This is a genomic window from Vibrio sp. S457-15 (assembly GCF_000960545.1).
GTDB lineage: Bacteria > Pseudomonadota > Gammaproteobacteria > Enterobacterales > Vibrionaceae > Vibrio > Vibrio parahaemolyticus.
In genome coordinates, this window is sequence record NZ_JYOQ01000005.1 from 247,947 (window position 1) to 266,657 (window position 18,711).

Below are 18,711 nucleotides of genomic sequence, written 5' to 3' on the forward strand. Positions count from 1 at the left end.
GCTCATGCTTCACCCTCTTCTGTCATTTCTTCTTGGGCTTGTTCTTCTTGGTCTTCTTCAGACAGCAAGCTGCCTTGGCTCGGCTCTTTAGTGTGAACTACGGCTTCACCATCACGGATCAGACGCAGCTGCGCTTCACGGATGTCATCGCCCACACGAACATCAGCACCAAAACGGAATACCGCTTCGCTAATGCTGAATTTACCGGTTTCACCGATGTTGATGATCATCCCTAAACGACGTAGGCGACGAAGTGACGTACGTACTTTTTCAAACAGTTTTTCTTTGTCTAGATCCGAACCCGTTGCACGGTTCGTCACGAGTTTCATCAGCTTTTTCTCGTCTGCTAATGCAAGCAACTCGTCGTAAAGCTCTTGATTGGTGAAAATGCCTTCGTGCGCTAAGCGCTCTGGGCTTAGGTATAGGAAACACAGTACCTTACCCACCAGCATATCCAGCTCAGATAAAACACTGCGGCCAATCAATGACGTTGAACGTGGACGTAGGTAGAAAAAGCCTTCTGGCGCTTTTACCAACTCGGTGTTGTAGCGCTGGTAGAAAGAAGAAAGCTCAAGTTCGAAATCAGACAACAACGCGTGATTGTCGAGATCTTCAGTTGAAATATGACGCCCTGCTCGTAGCATGCTGTCTAGCGCTGGGAACAGAGGGTTAGAAATTGCTTTTGCCAGATTATCTGACATGTATTCATTAGTATCGGTCGATGACATTCGCTTGTACCTTTGCCCCAAATTCGTTGATTGCTTTCCAGTCAGGCTGAATCGCTTGATAATCCGATTCCGAATAACCAAGACGTACGGCTTGATCAACGATAATTCGAGCTAAATCAAAGTGATGAGTGTATGGATGTTGTGCAAGGTAATCTCGCAGCACCACACTCAAATCGATTGGCGTGCCTTGCTCTTTATGCGCTTTTAGCATGTCACCAATGCGTTCTGATAGCTCATCATTGACTTGTTGAAATTCTTCGTATTCCACTTCCATCGGAACTTGGCCGGTTACCTCGTCATCACGCAGTACCAAAGCTTCATCACGAAGGTCGGAAAGCCTTTCTGCATCTGCAAAAGTCAGATACCAAGGCATATCAAAATAGTCTTTTATCGATTGACGCAGACGCGAGCTAAATGCACGGTTCTTATCCATATCGATAGCGGTACGGATGAACTTGTGCACGTGTCGGTCGTAGCCAATCCAGAGGTCAATCGCTTGCTGGCCCCAGCTTGTGATTCGGTCTAGCTTCATTTGCAGACCAAACAAGGCTTCTTCAATAAACTCAAGCTCAGAGTCACCATAAACAATCTCTTGGATGTCTAGGATTTGAGTTTGCAGTTCATCACTCGCGGCTTGCAGCGTATCTTGAAGTTCACGCAGCGTGCTGGAGGTTTCGGACAATAACGCTTCACAGTTGTTGATTGCTTCACGCCAGTCTTTGTTTAGCAGGTCGGCAATTTGTTGTTTCACAGATTGCTGCTGCTCATCCATGACACGTTGGTTGAGGTCGATTTGATCGAAGATTTCGCCTACAGAAAATTTTAAAACTCCGTACACGTTTTTCTTCCAGTGGCCCGGTGTGCCACCTTTTTGTGCCGCTTCAATCGCTTTCGCCATTTCATCCGCTACCATCGATAGCTGGATAGACAGACGCAGTCTTGAAAACTCGCGATGACGCACGTAGTAATCGGTAATTCCTATCGCTAAAGGCGACAAGCGGTAAATGCTCGCTCCGTCAGTAATTTCACTGACAAAACGGCTAATAAGACGCTGCTTGACCATCTCGTTGATGGCGTTGTTCGCACGAAAAGCGGAGGCTTCGCCAGTCTCATCAAATAGTCGAGTGACGATGGCAAACGCATCGTGCAGTTCACCTTCACCCAGTTCTTCGTCGAACCTTTCATTGCTCAGTACGGCGATGGCAATCAAAAATGCCAATCGCTCTGTGGTCAGGTTCAACGAGAAATCGTGCTGCTTAACCCAGCCAACCAACTCATCGATTGGTTGCTCTGCAGCATTGAGAGTCATCTCACTCATTGTTATTCCTGTTTATCGTTCTTTTTGGCCCACACGTGAATATAGCGGCCTAATGAGAGGTATGGCTCTTGTCGACATAGTTGTTTTTCTAGCGCCAACACATCTTCAAACTCGTAATCGCCCATGTATTGCATATTACCTATGTAATCACTAAAGGAACGAATACCAGATTTGCCACAAATGCTAAAACCAGCCTCTTCTATCCAGTGATAGACATCTTCCGGTTTCAAGCCTTTTTGCGGCTGTAGTTTAAATCTTTTTCGGTGGGGCATGCCGTCTAAAATATGAGGAATGTTGCCACAAACCACGTTTTTGTAGACTAAACCATGGTGGTTATAGAACATCACTGATGCGATGCCCCCCGGCTTTACTTGTTCCAATACTGTCTCTAGCGCCGTTTTAGGATCAACGAGCCACTCCATGACAGCGTGGAACATAACGAGATCCACCTGTTCTTCCATGTGCTCCGCAATGGACTGAACAGGCGAATGAATCAGGCGATACTGCTCAAGCAAACCGTTTTTTTCAATATCCTGTTTGGCTAGTTGCAGCATTTCCGAAGATAGATCACATAACGCAACACGATGTCCGAGCTTAGCAAGCTTTTGCGACATTTGTGCTAAACCACCACCTGCATCAAGTACTTCTAGGGGTTGCTGGCTCGCATCCAATTCACTTAGAATCTGTAGAAAATCTTCCCACACAATGATTTGGCGGATCTCCCCTTTATCGGAGCCGTAAATATTTTTTGCAAATTTGTGGGCGATATCGTCGAAATTGCGGTCTTCTGTCACTTCTGCTGAGTTATCATATCGGATTGTGCCGCTATTCTGGCACAAGGAAAGCAGGAATAAAGAGGGTCACCCTCATTTTTATTATCAATTGATGTTTTTTCGGACTATTTATGTATGTTTGAGCTGAAAAAAGTAATGTCAGCCTTGCTTATGCCGCTTCCGGCATTGCTACTGATAGGCTTGTTAGGTCTTGCTCTCATTAGTTTTACCACAAAACGTAAAACTGGCTGCTTCGTTGTTCTGTTCTCTTTTGTTGGCCTTTTTCTAGTTGCCTTCCAACCTGTTTCAACCAAGCTTCTCATGCCACTTGAGCGCGAGCATAAGGCCTTTTTACCTGTGTCAGGTACCATTGACTACGTTATGGTGCTGGGTAATGGTCACGTGGTCGATGACGAAATTCCACCAACATCGCAATTAAGCCGCGCGGCGTTGATGCGATTAACGGAAGGCATTCGTATTTTGCGTATGTACCCAGGCGCAAAGCTAATTTTATCTGGTTATGATGGTGGCTCTGAGATCAGCCATGCTCGTATGATGGCAAACGTTGCTTTGGCATTAGGTGTTGCAAAATCCGACATTATTTTGTTAGAAGACGCAAAAGACACGTGGGAAGAAGCAAGACAAGCCGCCGCTTTTGTTCAACAAAAAGAGATTGTGCTAGTCACGTCAGCGAGCCACATGAGCCGTGCGCTGTACGAGTTTAACGCAGCTGGAATTAAACCCATCCCTGCTCCAACGAATTTCTTAGCGATAGACGAAGTTAGCCAACCGTGGGACAAGTATTCACCTAAAGCTCGCTACCTTGAGCAAACTGAACTGTTTTGGCATGAATACCTTGGTAGCGTTTGGCAAAGACTGCGTGACACCGTAGGGCAAACGCCGATGGTGGAAGCGGAATAAACCCGATTTATAAACACAAAAAAGGAGAGCATTGGCTCTCCTTTTTCTTTACTGCTTGTTGATGGTGATTAATCACCTGCGAACATATAGCCTTCACCGTGAACGGTCACAAAAATTTGTGGGTTCTTAGGATCAAACTCCATCTTAGCGCGCATGCGTCGGATAAGAACATCAATCGTACGATCATTTGGAGCATCAACTCGATGACTGATCATATTCAAAATACGTTCACGACTCAGCACTTGATTCGGGTAAGACGATAACGCCACCAAAAGCTCATATTCTGCTTTGGTTAGTTTTACTGGCTCACCATTACGGCTAAGTGCTCGACGCTGAATATCGAATGTCCACTCACCAAAGCGAACAATGTGTTCATCGTTTGTTTCGCTTGCCGCTTTACTTGCTCCACTTCGCGCCGCAGAAATGCGCCACAGTAGATTTTTAACTCGAACTAGTAATTCCCTTAGTTCAAAAGGCTTTGTCACATAATCGTCTGCACCCATCTCTAGGCCTACGATTTTGTCGATGCTATCCGTGCGTCCTGTTACCAATATGATGCCGATGTCTGATTGACTGCGTAGCTCACGCGTAAGCATTAGGCCGTCTTCGCCCGGCAAGTTAATATCCAACATAATAAGGTCTACATCACCGCCTTGCAGAACTTCGCGCATCTCCGCGCCACTTTCTGCTTCGCTAACTTTGTAACCTTCATTTTGGAAATATCCCGCAAGCTTACTACGAGTTACAACATCATCTTCTACGACTAATACGTGATAGCTCATTTACACCACTTTCTGTCTTCTTATTATCCAAGACGTATTCTATTCATAACTAGTAACATTTCTAGTCATAGATACATTAAAAAGCAAGATTTAGCGTTTTTATTGATTCAAAACAAGCTTACCCATCACCGTTAACAAGTGCACACAATTCAACATAATCAACAATAATTATAGTTACTGCTATTCATCTTATTTGATTACACTTAGGGGATATCCCTAATTGACTTTATGATGCAATACTCGAAGCATCCTTCAGGAGCCAAAAATGCAAGAAGTGAAAGCTTTTAATGAAAAGCGTGCTGAAATTTACTGGTGGTTTTCGAGCTTATTCGCTAAAGAACTCAGCGAAAAAGAACTAGAAACCTACCACAGTGTTGAAATTCGCAGTTTTTTAGCAGGCTTAGGTGAGAACGAATCACTCAAGCCAGCCGTTGATAGCCTAGTTGATGCCCTAAACCGACTCCAAGACCGCAATGATGCTCAACTAGAACTTGCAGCAGATTTTTGCGAGCTGTTCTTAAAAACAGATAAGTATGGGGCACTGCCGTACGCGTCTATGTACATTGGTGAATCTGGCTTGCTCAATGACAAACCTGCAGAAGAGATGGAAAAACTGATGGCAGATTTTGGGGTTCAGGTAGACGAAAACCTCAAAGAACCAGCAGACCATCTCGCTGTCGAATTGGACTTTTTGGGCAACATGATCATTCGCTCAAATGAGTTAGAGCAAGAAAAACATATGGAAGAGGCTTTCGTTAAACAAAATGACTTCATCCAAAATCAACTCATGTCTTGGTTGCCAAAATTTGCTGAAAAATGTAAGCAATTTGATGAATTTGGCTTCTACTTAAGCGTTGCGCAACTATTAATTGCATTTTGTAAACTGGACAGCGCTTACCTTCTTGGTGAATAATCACCGCCTATTTTTAGGGAGCCGCCTGTCGGGCTCCCTATTTTATTCGCTTGCTTTTAATCTGGCTCAAAGACGTTCGTTCATTTAGCAGTCAAAATGTGACTTCAAATACACAAAACTCTTGCTGAAAATATTGCCAGTCAGCCCACATAAGGCTAAAATGTGAACGCAAACGATTAAACATGATTTATATGTAAACCGCTGAAATATAGCGGTTTTTGTTTTTTATTAATAGGTTGATGACCACTTCCTCATATTTAGTAGGAAGCCGAGTACCTTCAACCAAGTTGCTACAAATCTTTTTATACCGATTTCGGTACAACCGCTGCCTACTAGAATAGACACTACTGTTGTTGTGGTGTTTAGTTTGCGCAAAAAACTAAGCGTATGGTTGTATTCACTACGGTATTAAGTAGCTCGATACAGGACATCATTTATGGCCACTATAAAAGACGTTGCTCGCTTAGCCGGCGTTTCTACTACCACAGTTTCGCACGTTATTAATAAGACACGTTTTGTTGCAGAAGCAACCCAAGAAAAAGTAATGAAAGCGGTTGATGAGCTTAACTACGCACCAAGCGCAGTTGCTCGTAGTTTAAAATGCAACTCAACTCGTACTATTGGTATGTTGGTAACACAGTCAACTAACCTGTTCTTCTCTGAAGTGATCGACGGTGTAGAAAGTTACTGCTACCGTCAAGGTTACACATTGATCTTGTGTAATACTGGCGGCATCTACGAGAAACAGCGCGACTATATCCGCATGCTTGCTGAGAAACGTGTAGATGGCATTTTGGTGATGTGTTCAGATCTAACCGAAGAACTAAAAGAGATGTTAGATCGTCATTCAGACATCCCGAAAGTTGTGATGGATTGGGGCCCAGAGAGTTCTCGTGCGGACAAGATCATCGATAACTCTGAAGAAGGTGGCTACCTAGCAACTAAATACCTTATCGATAATGGCCACACTGACATCGCCTGCCTTAGTGGTCACTTTGAGAAACTAGCTTGCCAAGAGCGTATCGCTGGTTTCCGTCGTGCCATGGCTGAAGCAAAACTGCCAATCAATGAAGATTGGATTCTTGAAGGTAACTTTGAATGCGATACTGCGGTACTGGTTGCAGACAAGATCGCCGCGATGGAAAAACGCCCTACTGCAGTATTCTGCTTTAACGATACCATGGCACTTGGCTTAATGAGCCGTCTGCAACAAAACGGCATCAAGGTTCCAGATGACGTTTCTGTTATCGGTTACGACAACATTGAACTTGCAGAGTACTTCTCACCACCGCTAACAACGATTCACCAACCTAAACGTCGTGTGGGTAAAAATGCGTTTGAGATCCTACTTGAACGCATTAAAGATAAAGAACACGAAAAGCGTGTGTTCGAGATGCAACCAGAGATTGTTATCCGCAACACCGTTAAGAAACTTAATTAAATGAACACAAGCGCCCTTAGGGGCGCTTTTTTTTATTAAAAAAATAACACTTCCCGCACACTTTGCCTCATTCTTAAAAACAATAACTTCCATAAGTTACTGTTTTCTTTACATGTGAATTATTAATTCCCGCTTCTTTTCAAACATTAAGTACAATTCTCAATTATGAGTACCCATGCACAAAATGGCATTATTTATTGAATAAAGATCACGTTTTAAAATCTAAAGTGTGATGTTAATTCAATATACGAAGTATCCTCATCTGGTCACGCACAGGGCAAACCATCCGAAAGGGTGGGACGCAAAGCCTCCGGCCTGAACCATAGTAGTATATGGAAGGTAGCGGGGTTACCGATGGCAAGTGTGCAACCAATGTCTTTACCCTTTAATGACATTGCCTTTGCGCACGTTTGCTACTCTCTCGGACCTGACTTTTGGTGGCGTAATATTAATTACACCGAGATAACAAAACATGGATAAACCGATACTCAAAGACTCTATGAAGCTATTTGAGGCACTTGGTACTATCAAGTCGCGCTCAATGTTTGGTGGCTTCGGACTTTTCGCTGATGAAACGATGTTTGCACTAGTGGTAAACAACCAGCTTCATATACGAGCAGACCAACAAACTTCATCTGACTTCGAGACACAGGGTCTAAAGCCTTACGTTTATAAAAAACGTGGCTTCCCAGTCGTTACTAAGTACTACGCTATTTCCAGCGAATTATGGGAATCTAGCGATCGCTTAATTGAAGTAGCGAAAAAATCCTTAGAAAACGCCAAACTTGAGAAAGAACAACAAGCGAGCACTAAGCCTAATCGCTTGAAAGATCTGCCGAATCTGAGATTGGCTACAGAAAGAATGCTTAAGAAAGCGGGTATTGATTCTGTTGCTCAACTTGAAGAAGAAGGCGCACTAAGTGCTTATAAAGCGATCAGAGACACGCACTCCACCACAGTTAGCCTTGAGCTACTTTGGGCCTTAGAAGGTGCTATTAACGGCACACACTGGAGTGTAGTTCCCCAGTCTCGTCGTGAAGAATTAATGAATGGCCTTTCGTAACAGAAGTCTGCTCTAATCTATCGACTAAAGCCGCAGTGTGAACTGCGGTTTTTTTATGAAATTTTTATAGCTCCCCTCGTGTCTACTCCTTTGTAAATCCCAAAACACCCGTATCTTCAGCGCCACGACTTAGTTTCGATAACGAGATTGTTAAAACAATATTCAGTATGAATACTTTAAGCGGTAGCCTAGATATAGAAACGGAGCACACATGAATAAAAAACTTATCTTTGGACTGATACTTGTTGCCACCATTCTTTTGTTAGGCGCTAATTTTGGTCAATACCTAACGCTTGAAAACGCAAAAGCGCAGCAAGAAGCGCTCAATTCATTCATCGAAACCAACATCGTCTATGCCGCCACGGTGTATTTTTTAGCGTATGTTGCGATTACCGCATTTTCTATTCCCGGAGCAGCAGTGGTTACTTTGCTAGGCGCAGCTTTGTTTGGGTTTTGGTTTAGCTTACTTTTGGTTTCTTTTGCCAGTACGATCGGTGCGACCTTAGCTTTCTTGAGTAGCCGATATTTGCTTAGGGATTGGGTTCAATCGAGATTTGGGGAAAAGCTTGTTGCGATTAACCAAGGAGTAAAAAAGGATGGCGCGTTTTATCTGTTTTCTTTGCGCTTAATTCCAGTGTTCCCATTTTTCCTCATCAACCTACTGATGGGATTAACACCTATGAGCATTGCGCGCTTTTATTTAACCAGTCAAATAGGCATGCTCCCTGGTACTGCCGTTTACCTTAACGCTGGTACTCAGTTAGCAACCATTGATAGCCTTTCTGGTATCGTATCCCCGACTGTATTAGCATCTTTTGCTTTGCTGGGGCTGTTTCCAATACTCGTAAAATGGGTTATGAATAAGGTCAGGCCAACCCCTACTCAGCCAAATGGCAGTATTTGATGAAAATCTTTATCGCGAAAAATCCAGCAGAAGCGCACATCGTATGTGAACTATTAAAAACTGAAGATATATGCTGTGAGGTGCGTGGCGAAGGACTTTTTGGTCTGAAAGGTGAGCTTCCTTTTGGCGATGATACTGATCCTTATGTTTGGCTATTAGATCCAGAACAACAATTGAAAGCTCACGCAATTATTGAAGCATTTAGGCAGCAGTCACAAAGCAACATATATGAAGACTGGCAATGTCCTCATTGTCTTGAACACAACGAAGGACAGTTTGGTGCGTGTTGGCAATGTGGATATCAAATTGGGGAGCCATGATCGTTCCCCTATTCTCGCATTTTAGGTGTCTATCTTGATGGCTAGGCGACGATACTTTGTTGCTTTATAAATTCGATAGAGTGTTGGTTAAAATCTTCAGGACGCTCTACATTGCAAACATGACCGCAGTTTGGAATTTCACGCAAGATACTGAGCTTATGCGCTGCAACCATCTCTTTCACCGGTTGGATGAACATATAGTCTCTATCACCCATCAAATACAATGTCGGTATGGGTAACTCTCTGTCTTTGAAGTACTTCATCAATGGGTTTACATCCGCGGCAAGAATAAACCAGCGTTTAAACTCTTTTTGGCACAGCTTCTTTGCTTCTCGAATAAACAAATGCCTTGATTCACGCTGACTTCGTTGAGGCATCACAATGTAGGCAAACAGCTTATACAACCACATATAAGGCAAGATATGTTTACAGAAGTTACCCAACTTAACCAAAATCTGCGAACGCGTATTCAAGCGTGTCACCGCACCGCCTAAAACCATCGAACGAACTCTTTCAGAAGACAACTCCGCTAAATTTCGAACAATGATCGTACCCAACGACATGCCAACAAAGTGCGCCGACTGGATTTTTAGGTGATCCAGCACTTTTAATATATCTTGCGTCACTTCCGTGAAGGTGTAACGACTAGTTATCAACTCTTTCAAAAGCTGATTGGATTTTCCATGTCCTCGTAAGTCGATCAGCAACAAATTAAAGTGCTGCTTATATGCTTTAATTTGTTTAAACCATATCGAAGAACTGCCACCAGCACCATGCACGAAAACAACCCACTCATTACTAGTAGGATGCAAATAGGTTTTGTGAAAAAGCAGTGGCTGAGTCATGAGTCAGTATAAGTAAGGTTCTTTGTGATAGAGAGTGACAGAATCCTATCACACTCCGTAAAACCAAGGTAATAAAGGCACCTCAATAGGTGCCTTTGGTTACACTTTTTATCAAACTTGCGTCAATTTAACGCTGAACGATAGAGTTGCAAATACGATTCTGCGGCCTTCCGCCAGCAGAAATCTTTTTGCATTGCATGCAGTTGTACTCTTTGCACTTCCGTCAGGTTTTGCGCATACAACAGCAACGCTCGCAGCATAGTAAGTAGCAGCGCTTGAGGCGTCGGTTCATAAAATACAAATCCAGTAGCGTCGCAAGGGTCTACGTCGTAATCATTCACACTGTCTTTTAAGCCACCTACCCCTCTCACGATAGGCAAGGTGCCATAAGCCATGCTGTAGATCTGATTTAAGCCACATGGCTCGAATTCAGAAGGCATTAAGAAGAAATCCGAACCAGCTTCAACTAAATGCGCGAGTTCATTGTCATACGCCTCAACAAATACAAACTTGTCGGAGAATTGCGCCGCAACCTCTTCCAATTGTGCAGCCAGAACGGGATCACCCGTCCCAACAACAACGACTTGAACATCATGCTTCAAAAAATCAGCCAAAGCCGGCAGCAAGTAATGTACGCCTTTTTGCTGAGTCAAACGACAAACCATACCAAACATGGCTACGTCTTTTTCAGCAAGGTTTAGCTTCTGCTGTAATGCGCGCTTACAAGTGTTTTTACCTAGAACCATACTTTGTTTGTCGGCACTATAGTTCATTGGTAAATAAGCATCAGTTTCAGGATTCCAAGCACTGTAATCGCAGCCATTTAAAATTCCGACTAAATCCCCTGCACGTTGCTGAAACTCCCATGCCATTCCATGACTGCCAAGTTCTGTTTTTAACTCTTCAGCGTACGTTGGGCTGACTGCATTTATCTTATCGGCATTCATTACGCCAGCTTTGAGCATAGTAATATGCGTTGCACTCACCGCCGCATCGGGAACGTTTCGGCAGTGAAACTCAGGCAAACACTGTACGTCGTCGTAACTAAATACGCCTTTAAAGACCGCATTATGAATTGAAATGACGCTTTTTGTATGAGCAAAAAAGGGATCATTGCCATACCTGTGCTTAAGCAAAAACGGAACCAGCCCTGTGTGCCAATCATTTGCATGGATGATATCAGGTTGAAACGCCAGTTTCGGCAACATGTCGAGGCATGCAGCGCTGAAAAATGCAAAACGTTCACCATTATCGGTATACGCTTGGTTGTTCTCTGCATACATTGATGGTCGATTGAAGTACGGCTCACAATCAATCAGATAGACAGGATTGTTTCCTAACGTAAGCAATAGAACTCGATATTCTGTATGCGGCCATGACGTTAGATTTGTTTCTAGCACAACTTCTGCGTCCGCTAATCTTTCGATACTGGTGTACGCAGGAATCGTAATTCTTACATCTTGCTGTAGGTTTTGAAGAGCTTCCGGCAGTGCCTTGGCAACATCTGCCAAGCCACCACTTTTAATAAGACCTTCAACCTCAGAAGCTACAAACAGAATGGATAAGTTGTTAGTAGCCAACTCGTGCTCCTTTCGGAATAACAACAATGCCCTCTTCCGACACATGGAAATGCTTTTTATCTTCTTGAAGATTCACACCAATTTGAGTGCCAGGTGCAATATCGGCATCCTTGTCGACAATAACACGACGTAACACACAGCCTTCGCCAATTTTTACGTCACCTAATAGGATACATTCGCTAATATCACACGCGGATGCAATATTGCTGCGAAATCCAAGTACTGACTTCTCGATACGAGAACCACGAACATAACTGCCATTACATACCAAGCTATCGATGATCTGCACTCGACCGTTGTCTGAATCGGTAAACGTTGCAGGTGGCAATGGTGGGTAATAGGTATGAAGAGGCCACTTACGGTTGTACAAAGAGAATGGCGCGTCTTTTTCTAATAGATCCATGTGCGCTTGCCAATAAGCATCAATCGTACCTACATCACGCCAGTAAACCTCTTCTTTCTCACCACTGATTCTGTTGGTGCTGAAGTCATAGACAAAAACGTCACCACGAGGGAACATTTTCGGGATGATATCTTTACCAAAATCATGAGAAGAAGCTTCATTGTCTGCATCTTCCACGAGTTCAGAAAATAGAACTTGTGCTTCGAATACGTAGTTCCCCATCGAGACTAACGCGAAATCTGGTTCTCCAGGAATCGATTTTGGATTAACGGGTTTTTCCTCAAAGCCAATCATTCTGCCTTCAGCATCAACCTCTATTACACCAAACTGAGAAGCTTCTTTTAGTGGCATGCGCAGTGCAGACACCGTCAATGACGCCTTCTTCTCCGTATGGAAGTTCAGCATCTGCTTGATGTCCATCTTGTAAATGTGGTCAGAGCCAAAGATACAAACCTGATCCGGTTCTTCAAGCTCCATAAAACGTAGGTTCTGATAGATAGCATCTGCAGTGCCTTCATACCAACGCTTACCCGTACGCATTTGCGCAGGAATTGGGTCAATAAAGCGATCAGTAATACCATTAATATTCCACCCTTTTTTCAAGTGATGGAAAAGTGACTGAGATTTAAATTGAGTAAGGACATAAATGCGCATCAAATCCGCATTTACAAAGTTGTTTAGAGCGAAATCAATCAGCCGATAACTTCCACCAAAAGGTACCGAAGGTTTACTACGGGATTCAGTTAAAGGTCTCAAACGAGAGCCTTCACCGCCAGCAAGAATCATTCCCAAAACACCAGCCATTCGTTGTTCTCCATATCGTTATAGCTTGGATTTAGTACTCACTTGAATGAGTAAAACTCGGGGAGTCAAGCGAATACATTGTAGCACCTACACCTGAGCCTCTATTGAGCCCTTGCAGTGTAGATAAAAAAGCTATTGCATTTTCCAGTATGCAAATATTCAAATTGTTCTTATTTTTTGACGCTAAATAAATGCATACAATTGCACTAATTTTGTAATAAATTATCCAACCAGAATCTAAATTACAATTTTTAATATGCCGTTCTGTGTTGCATACAAAGGTTACTTGCTCAAGACGATATCCAGATCACACAAGGCCAAGTAAGCGATTACATTGTGAAAACAATTTACGAACGCGTTAACTACAGTTCATGTTTGAAATACCAAGATATAACAAATGTGTGAATATAAAATGAATAGTTCAACTGAATGTTGTTTACAGAAAAGACACTTGTAGATTCATACAACACAAATCGCTAAAAGTGGGAAAACAGAGCTTAAAAAAGGTAGGGAAAGGAGCAGATAGAAACCCGCTTAGACAGGTGGATATAAAAATAAAGGCAGCGTATTTGCTGCCTTTATTTTACAAGTTGAGTTTAAGCTTTCGCTTTTTTACGTTTATCAGTGATTTCCCACTTACCATCAACGTAAAGTGCAGTCCAACCACTTGGTTTACCGTCGTCTTCTGAACGAACATAGTTCTCTTTCGTCTTACGGCTAAAGCGAACCACGGCTGGGCGACCATCTGGATCCTCTTGAGGAGCCGTTGTTAGGTACTTAAACTTCTCTGGTAGACGCTCTTCAAAACGCGCCAGTTCAGAGACTAGAGGTGCTCTTGTTTCACGCGATTTAGGGAAGTTGCTTGCCGCCATAAATAGGCCAGAAGCACCATCACGAAGCACGAAGTACGCATCTGAGTTTTCACATGGCAATTCAGGGAAGTGCACAGGATCTTCTTTAGGTGGCGCTACTTCACCGTTCTTCAGGATTTTACGGGTGTTCTTACAAGTTTCACTCGTACAATCCATGTATTTACCAAAGCGGCCGTTCTTAAGCACCATGTCTGAGCCACACTTGTCACACTCAACAACAGGGCCATCGTAGCCTTTCACTTTGAATTCGCCGTACTCAACAACATAGCCTTCACAGTTCGGGTTGTTACCACAAACGTGCATCTTGCGCTTGTCATCAATCAAGTACGCGTCCATCGCAGTTTCACAGATCGGACAACGTTTTTTCGCACGAAGAGCAGCCGTTTCAACGTCTTCTTCTAAAACGTTGATAATACCTTCTTCGTCACCCAAGTTAATGGTTGTCTTACAACGTTCTTTAGGTGGCAATGCGTAACCAGAACAGCCTAAGAATACGCCTGTAGAAGCGGTACGAATACCCATAGGGCGACCACATGTCGGACACTCGATATCCGTCATCACAATGTGGTTTAGCTTCATACCACCTTCAGATTCATCTAACTCGGCTTTTTCTAGGTCACCAGTGAAATCCGCAAAGAAGTTGTCTAGTACTGCTTTCCAGTTCACTTCACCTTCTGCGATTTGGTCCAGTTTCTGTTCCATACGCGCAGTAAAGTCGTAGTTCATTAAATCGTTGAAACTGTCATCAAGACGGTCAGTAACAATTTCACCCATTTTTTCAGCGTAGAATCGGCGCTGATCTACTTTTACGTAGCCACGGTCTTGAATAGTAGAAATGATCGATGCGTAAGTCGAAGGACGGCCAATGCCTCGTTTTTCTAACTCTTTAACCAATGCCGCTTCCGTAAAGCGCGCAGGTGGCTTTGTAAAGTGCTGTTTAGGGTCAAGTGACTCTAGGCTTAGCTTATCGCCAAGTTGTACCGCAGGAAGGATTGTGTCCTCGTTTTTGCCCATTGGACGCTGTACGCGAGTCCAACCATCAAACTTAAGGATACGACCTTTCGCTTTTAGCGTGTATTCCGCCGCTTTTACGCTGATTGTGGTTGAATCATATTCTGCAGGTGTCATTTGACACGCAACGAACTGATTCCAGATCAGTGAGTAAAGCTTGTGAGCATCCGCATCTACACCTTGCAAGTCTTCTGCTTTCACTGATACATCAGATGGACGAATCGCTTCGTGCGCTTCTTGAGCACCTTCTTTGCTGCCGTACGTCAGTGGCTTAGCTGGAAGATACTTGTCACCAAATTCTGAACCAATGAAGTCACGAACAGCATCAACTGCTTCCGCACTCAAGTTAGTCGAGTCGGTACGCATATAAGTGATGTAACCCGCTTCATACAGACGCTGAGCTAACATCATGGTTTTCTTAACGCCGTAACCTAAACGGGTACTTGCCGCTTGCTGCAATGTTGATGTGATGTATGGCGCAGAAGGCTTGCTCTTCGTCGGGCGGTCTTCGCGCTTACACACTTCGTAGCTTGCGTTTTCAAGGACAGAAATGGCTGCCTTGGTTTCTGTTTCGTTAACAGGCTTAAACGCAACGCCATCTTTCTGCGCAACCAGCAGTTTGAAATCTGACTTATCTTTAGTTTTGGTATTTGCGTGAATATCCCAGAATTCTTCTGGCACAAATGCGTTGATTTCACGCTCACGTTCTACCAATAGCTTCACCGCTACAGATTGAACACGACCAGCAGACAGGCCACGTGCCACTTTCTTCCATAACAATGGAGAAACCATGAAACCTACAACGCGGTCCATGAATCGACGAGCTTGCTGCGCATTAACGCCATCCATATTTAACTCGCCAGGAGTCTGGAAAGCTTGTTGGATAGCATTTTTAGTAATTTCGTTAAAGACTACTCGTTTGTATCGCTCTTCATCGCCACCGATGATCTCACGAAGGTGCCATGCGATTGCTTCCCCCTCGCGGTCCAAATCGGTTGCGAGATAAACGCAATCAGCATCTTTGGCTAATTTTTGTAGTTCGCTTACGACTTTTTCTTTACCCGGAAGAATCTGATAGTTCGCTTCCCAGTCATGATATGGGTTAATCCCCATTTTTTTGATCAGCGCTTTGCGATCTTTTTCTTTTTTAACGCGCGCTTTCTCTTCTGCGCTCATCCCTTTTGTTGAGATAGCTGCAGCTTTCTTCTCACCAGTGCTTTGACCGGCCGTAGGCAGATCACGCACATGACCAACACTAGACTTAACAATAAAGTCCTTACCAAGGTACTTATTTATCGTCTTTGCCTTGGCTGGAGACTCCACTATAACGAGTGATTTACCCATAACTGACTCTAACGTCCTTCATAATAATGCGGGTAGAAACCTCGTTTTAAGGTCACCCGCATAGTGTTCTATTTTATTGCTTCTTTTTTTACTATTGTGCGAGATGAAAAGAAGATCAACTGCTTTTTTGAAATTCAGATCCGATTGGTTGACAATTCATCGTCTTTATACTTCAAAGAGACAGGGGTCTGAAAGGTATTGAGCGGCATATCTAAGCAGGCAAACTTTGCTACTGCTAATCCAATGCAATAAATTTTGTTACTCATCACAAAATATTTTCTGTCAATATGGCGCAACCTTAGGTTGTTGCGCTGAAAGCCACTTTGTATCCGCGTAACCTCAGTACTGAGTTAACCCTCGCCTCAAATCAACCAACGTGGCGATGGAATTAATCATGCAAACCCTTAAAGAATATGGGTATACTTCGCCACACTTTTTAATTTGTAATGAATGATGAGAACGTTATGTCTGATAGAAAGTTTATTGAAGAATTCGACCTTCTTTTAATCGCAAACCAAATCATCCAAGAGCACGATGATTACATCAATGGAATGCGAGCGACAAGCGTAGAAGAAAAAGACGGGGTTTTGGTATTTAAAGGTGAGTACTTCCTTGATGACAAAGGCTTACCAACCGCAAATACTACGGCAGTATTCAATATGTTCAAATACTTAGCCCATCACCTTTCTAAAGAATTTACGCTGATTAAATAACAGCAAATTAAGACAAAAAAGCCAGAGCATCATCGCTCTGGCTTTTCAGTTAGAGATCTAGCAGCTCAACGCTTTAAGCTTGTCGAAATAATCCGGGAATGTTTTGGACGTACATTTCGGGTCATTAATCGTCACTGGTGTATCGCTTAACGCCACCAGAGAAAAGCACATTGCCATACGATGATCATCGTAGGTATCAATCGCCGCATGTTTAAGGTGAGGTACTGGTTTAACGATGATGTAATCCTCACCTTCCTCCACTTCCGCACCAACTTTACGAAGCTCTGTTGCCATTGCAGACAAACGATCGGTTTCTTTTACACGCCAGTTATAAACATTGCGAATTGCCGTGGTACCTTCAGCAAACAAAGCCGTCGTCGCGATGGTCATAGCTGCATCTGGAATATGGTTGTAATCCATATCGATGCCCTTAAGCTTACCGACGCGGGAAATAACGTAATCATCGCCCCATTCAATCTCTGCGCCCATTTTTTCTAGCGCATCAGCAAATTGAATATCACCTTGGATGCTATTTTTACCGATGCCAGTTACTTTGACTTCACCGCCTTTGATTGCAGCCGCCGCTAAAAAGTAAGAGGCCGACGAAGCATCCCCTTCCACAAGAAAATCACCAGGCGCAACATAGTGCTGACCAGCTGGAATCACAAACTCTTGATAGTCGTTGTTGATCACTTCAACACCGAACTGCTTCATGATATGCAGCGTAATATCAATGTAAGGCTTTGATACCAAATCACCTTCAATCTTAATACGCACTTCGCCTTCGGCAAGTGGTGCAGACATCAAAAAAGCCGTGAGAAACTGACTAGAAATAGAGCCATCAATCGACACTGTGCCTGCTTTCAGACCAGTACCGACAATCTTTAGTGGTGGGTAGTTTGTGTTTTCCAGATATTCAATATCTGCTCCCGCCTCTTGCAATGCAGTCACAAGATGACCAATTGGTCGTTCTTTCATACGAGGCTCGCCAGTAAGCACATATTCACCTTGGCCAACACAAAGTGCGGCTGCTAAAGGTCGCATGGCTGTGCCCGCATTGCCCAGAAAGAGCTCGACAGGTTCTGATACTGAGAACGGACGACCAAGGCCTTCAACCACACATTCTGTTTTATCTGCAGATAATGTGTACTTCACGCCTAGTTTAGTGAGTGCGTTTAGCATGTGACGAATGTCGTCACTATCGAGAAGGTTGGTGAGACGAGTCGTCCCCTCTGCTAGTGCAGCGAGTAAAAGTGCTCGATTAGAAACACTTTTGGAACCAGGAAGGTTCACTTCCCCTTGAATTTTATTGATCGGTTGTAACGTTAGGCTTTCCATTAAAAGTTGATAATCCTTTGTGCTCTCAATTCACGCCGTTGTGAGAGCTAAACAATTCTTCGTGGATTCAGACTAACGAAAAAACCAGCACAAAACCAGAGCAAATCTGCGCTAATTTCTGAATAATTAGTCAACGATAAAATTGACGCTAAAATACCCTTTCAGTACGCTAAATCTACGCGCACTCCATCATCGAAATATAAGATACGAACTTCATCCCCTTGGCTAAACAGCATATTCTTATCAACATCCTGAATAACGTTGATCAGCTTGTCGCCTTTAACTTTAATTAGCAGTTCAACCAACTTATATTCAACTGTGTATTGATAATTACTTTGGTTTTGCGCAACCGCAGCGCCAGCCAGTGCGCCGACCGCCGTTGCTACCTCTTTACCCGTGCCACCGCCAAACTGGTTGCCAACTAAACCACCAATGGTTGCCCCTAATAGGGTTTTCCAACCGTTGCTTTTGGATTGCACAACTTCTTGTTGAGTGATGTAACGCACTGAATCTATCTTCCCGTACACCACTTCATTCACTGGTTTTGCGACATTCCTTTGGTACGCTGCATTGGCGAAAAGGGGTAAAAACAGTATGATCCAAAGACATACTTTCAAAAATTTTCTAACTCGAGTCAT

At 43.5% G+C, this 18,711-nt stretch carries 17 protein-coding genes and 1 riboswitch; of the genes, 7 read left to right on the forward strand and 10 right to left on the reverse strand.

Features of this window, described 5'->3' with window-relative positions:
- Positions 1-2 precede the first annotated feature (2 nt).
- The 3 genes from mukE to cmoM are packed head-to-tail and all read right to left on the reverse strand — an operon-like array spanning position 3 to position 2,840.
- A complete protein-coding gene (mukE, locus tag UF05_RS01375; protein ID WP_005483111.1) occupies positions 3-728 on the reverse strand; it encodes a chromosome partition protein MukE in 726 nt (241 codons plus the stop codon).
- Positions 709-2,046 carry a chromosome partition protein MukF gene (mukF, locus tag UF05_RS01380; RefSeq protein ID WP_045546161.1) on the reverse strand — a complete coding sequence of 446 codons (1,338 nt, stop codon included), beginning with the start codon at positions 2,044-2,046 and terminating at the stop codon, positions 709-711. The genes mukE and mukF overlap by 20 nt, the downstream gene beginning before the upstream one ends.
- 2 nt (positions 2,047-2,048) lie before the next feature.
- Positions 2,049-2,840: a tRNA uridine 5-oxyacetic acid(34) methyltransferase CmoM gene (gene cmoM / locus UF05_RS01385; protein ID WP_005495865.1), complete on the reverse strand. Its 792-nt coding sequence runs from the start codon at positions 2,838-2,840 to the stop codon at positions 2,049-2,051.
- Positions 2,841-2,954: 114 nt separating this feature from the next.
- On the opposite strand from cmoM, the gene elyC reads away from it, so the two are divergent.
- Positions 2,955-3,740, forward strand: a complete 786-nt coding sequence (gene elyC, locus UF05_RS01390; RefSeq protein WP_005457224.1) for an envelope biogenesis factor ElyC — start codon at positions 2,955-2,957, stop codon at positions 3,738-3,740.
- Between the two features lie 68 nt (positions 3,741-3,808).
- On the opposite strand, the gene torR is transcribed toward elyC, so the two are convergent.
- Positions 3,809-4,522, reverse strand: a complete 714-nt coding sequence (torR, locus tag UF05_RS01395) for a two-component system response regulator TorR (RefSeq protein ID WP_005457237.1) — start codon at positions 4,520-4,522, stop codon at positions 3,809-3,811.
- 265 nt (positions 4,523-4,787) lie between these two features.
- Between torR and torD the strand changes: the two genes are divergently transcribed.
- From torD to UF05_RS01420, 5 genes are all read left to right on the forward strand, one after another.
- Positions 4,788-5,435, forward strand: a complete 648-nt coding sequence (torD, locus tag UF05_RS01400; RefSeq protein ID WP_005457256.1) for a molecular chaperone TorD — start codon at positions 4,788-4,790, stop codon at positions 5,433-5,435.
- Between the two features lie 436 nt (positions 5,436-5,871).
- A complete protein-coding gene (gene purR / locus UF05_RS01405; RefSeq protein ID WP_015296483.1) occupies positions 5,872-6,876 on the forward strand; it encodes an HTH-type transcriptional repressor PurR in 1,005 nt (334 codons plus the stop codon).
- A 266-nt stretch (positions 6,877-7,142) separates the two neighbouring features.
- A riboswitch (cyclic di-GMP riboswitch) is annotated at positions 7,143-7,232 on the forward strand.
- A 116-nt stretch (positions 7,233-7,348) separates the two neighbouring features.
- A complete protein-coding gene (locus UF05_RS01410) occupies positions 7,349-7,939 on the forward strand; it encodes a TfoX/Sxy family DNA transformation protein (protein WP_005457243.1) in 591 nt (196 codons plus the stop codon).
- Between the two features lie 211 nt (positions 7,940-8,150).
- Positions 8,151-8,843 (forward strand): TVP38/TMEM64 family protein, encoded by a 693-nt coding sequence (locus tag UF05_RS01415; RefSeq protein ID WP_020840339.1) that lies wholly within the window; start codon positions 8,151-8,153, stop codon positions 8,841-8,843.
- Positions 8,843-9,163, forward strand: coding sequence for a putative signal transducing protein (locus tag UF05_RS01420; RefSeq protein WP_021485379.1), 321 nt, complete (start codon positions 8,843-8,845; stop codon positions 9,161-9,163). The genes UF05_RS01415 and UF05_RS01420 overlap by 1 nt, the downstream gene beginning before the upstream one ends.
- Before the next feature lie 41 nt (positions 9,164-9,204).
- Here UF05_RS01420 and UF05_RS01425 read toward each other — a convergent pair whose 3' ends face one another.
- The 4 genes from UF05_RS01425 to topA form a co-directional block, all read right to left on the reverse strand.
- Positions 9,205-10,008: an alpha/beta fold hydrolase gene (locus UF05_RS01425; protein ID WP_005495870.1), complete on the reverse strand. Its 804-nt coding sequence runs from the start codon at positions 10,006-10,008 to the stop codon at positions 9,205-9,207.
- Between the two features lie 122 nt (positions 10,009-10,130).
- Complete coding sequence (gene glgA / locus UF05_RS01430; protein WP_082063929.1) at positions 10,131-11,588, reverse strand: glycogen synthase GlgA; 1,458 nt, start codon at positions 11,586-11,588, stop codon at positions 10,131-10,133.
- A complete protein-coding gene (gene glgC, locus UF05_RS01435) occupies positions 11,578-12,795 on the reverse strand; it encodes a glucose-1-phosphate adenylyltransferase (RefSeq protein ID WP_023585404.1) in 1,218 nt (405 codons plus the stop codon). The genes glgA and glgC overlap by 11 nt, the downstream gene beginning before the upstream one ends.
- Before the next feature lie 596 nt (positions 12,796-13,391).
- The gene (topA, locus tag UF05_RS01440) at positions 13,392-16,022 is read right to left on the reverse strand and encodes a type I DNA topoisomerase (RefSeq protein WP_005457230.1); all 2,631 of its coding nucleotides are present in this window, start codon (positions 16,020-16,022) and stop codon (positions 13,392-13,394) included.
- A 464-nt stretch (positions 16,023-16,486) separates the two neighbouring features.
- Between topA and UF05_RS01445 the strand changes: the two genes are divergently transcribed.
- Positions 16,487-16,735: a YciN family protein gene (locus UF05_RS01445; protein ID WP_005478953.1), complete on the forward strand. Its 249-nt coding sequence runs from the start codon at positions 16,487-16,489 to the stop codon at positions 16,733-16,735.
- Positions 16,736-16,792: 57 nt separating this feature from the next.
- Here the strand turns inward: UF05_RS01445 and aroA are convergent, their stop codons facing one another.
- Together aroA and UF05_RS01455 are read right to left on the reverse strand one after the other, a co-directional pair.
- Positions 16,793-18,073, reverse strand: coding sequence for a 3-phosphoshikimate 1-carboxyvinyltransferase (gene aroA, locus UF05_RS01450; RefSeq protein ID WP_020840335.1), 1,281 nt, complete (start codon positions 18,071-18,073; stop codon positions 16,793-16,795).
- 161 nt (positions 18,074-18,234) lie between these two features.
- Positions 18,235-18,711, reverse strand: a complete 477-nt coding sequence (locus UF05_RS01455; protein ID WP_025794754.1) for a glycine zipper 2TM domain-containing protein — start codon at positions 18,709-18,711, stop codon at positions 18,235-18,237.

Excerpts from the sequence above, each read along its gene's own strand:
- topA (WP_005457230.1), bottom strand. The coding sequence starts at position 16,022 with ATGGGTAAATCACTCGTTATAGTGGAGTCTCCAGCCAAGGCAAAGACG.
- UF05_RS01455 (WP_025794754.1), bottom strand. The coding sequence starts at position 18,711 with ATGACTCGAGTTAGAAAATTTTTGAAAGTATGTCTTTGGATCATACTG.
- UF05_RS01420 (WP_021485379.1), top strand. The coding sequence starts at position 8,843 with ATGAAAATCTTTATCGCGAAAAATCCAGCAGAAGCGCACATCGTATGT.
- UF05_RS01445 (WP_005478953.1), top strand. The coding sequence starts at position 16,487 with ATGTCTGATAGAAAGTTTATTGAAGAATTCGACCTTCTTTTAATCGCA.
- purR (WP_015296483.1), top strand. The coding sequence starts at position 5,872 with ATGGCCACTATAAAAGACGTTGCTCGCTTAGCCGGCGTTTCTACTACC.
- UF05_RS01410 (WP_005457243.1), top strand. The coding sequence starts at position 7,349 with ATGGATAAACCGATACTCAAAGACTCTATGAAGCTATTTGAGGCACTT.
- torR (WP_005457237.1), bottom strand. The coding sequence starts at position 4,522 with ATGAGCTATCACGTATTAGTCGTAGAAGATGATGTTGTAACTCGTAGT.
- torD (WP_005457256.1), top strand. The coding sequence starts at position 4,788 with ATGCAAGAAGTGAAAGCTTTTAATGAAAAGCGTGCTGAAATTTACTGG.
- mukF (WP_045546161.1), bottom strand. The coding sequence starts at position 2,046 with ATGAGTGAGATGACTCTCAATGCTGCAGAGCAACCAATCGATGAGTTG.
- aroA (WP_020840335.1), bottom strand. The coding sequence starts at position 18,073 with ATGGAAAGCCTAACGTTACAACCGATCAATAAAATTCAAGGGGAAGTG.
- glgC (WP_023585404.1), bottom strand. The coding sequence starts at position 12,795 with ATGGCTGGTGTTTTGGGAATGATTCTTGCTGGCGGTGAAGGCTCTCGT.
- elyC (WP_005457224.1), top strand. The coding sequence starts at position 2,955 with ATGTTTGAGCTGAAAAAAGTAATGTCAGCCTTGCTTATGCCGCTTCCG.
- mukE (WP_005483111.1), bottom strand. The coding sequence starts at position 728 with ATGTCATCGACCGATACTAATGAATACATGTCAGATAATCTGGCAAAA.
- UF05_RS01425 (WP_005495870.1), bottom strand. The coding sequence starts at position 10,008 with ATGACTCAGCCACTGCTTTTTCACAAAACCTATTTGCATCCTACTAGT.
- UF05_RS01415 (WP_020840339.1), top strand. The coding sequence starts at position 8,151 with ATGAATAAAAAACTTATCTTTGGACTGATACTTGTTGCCACCATTCTT.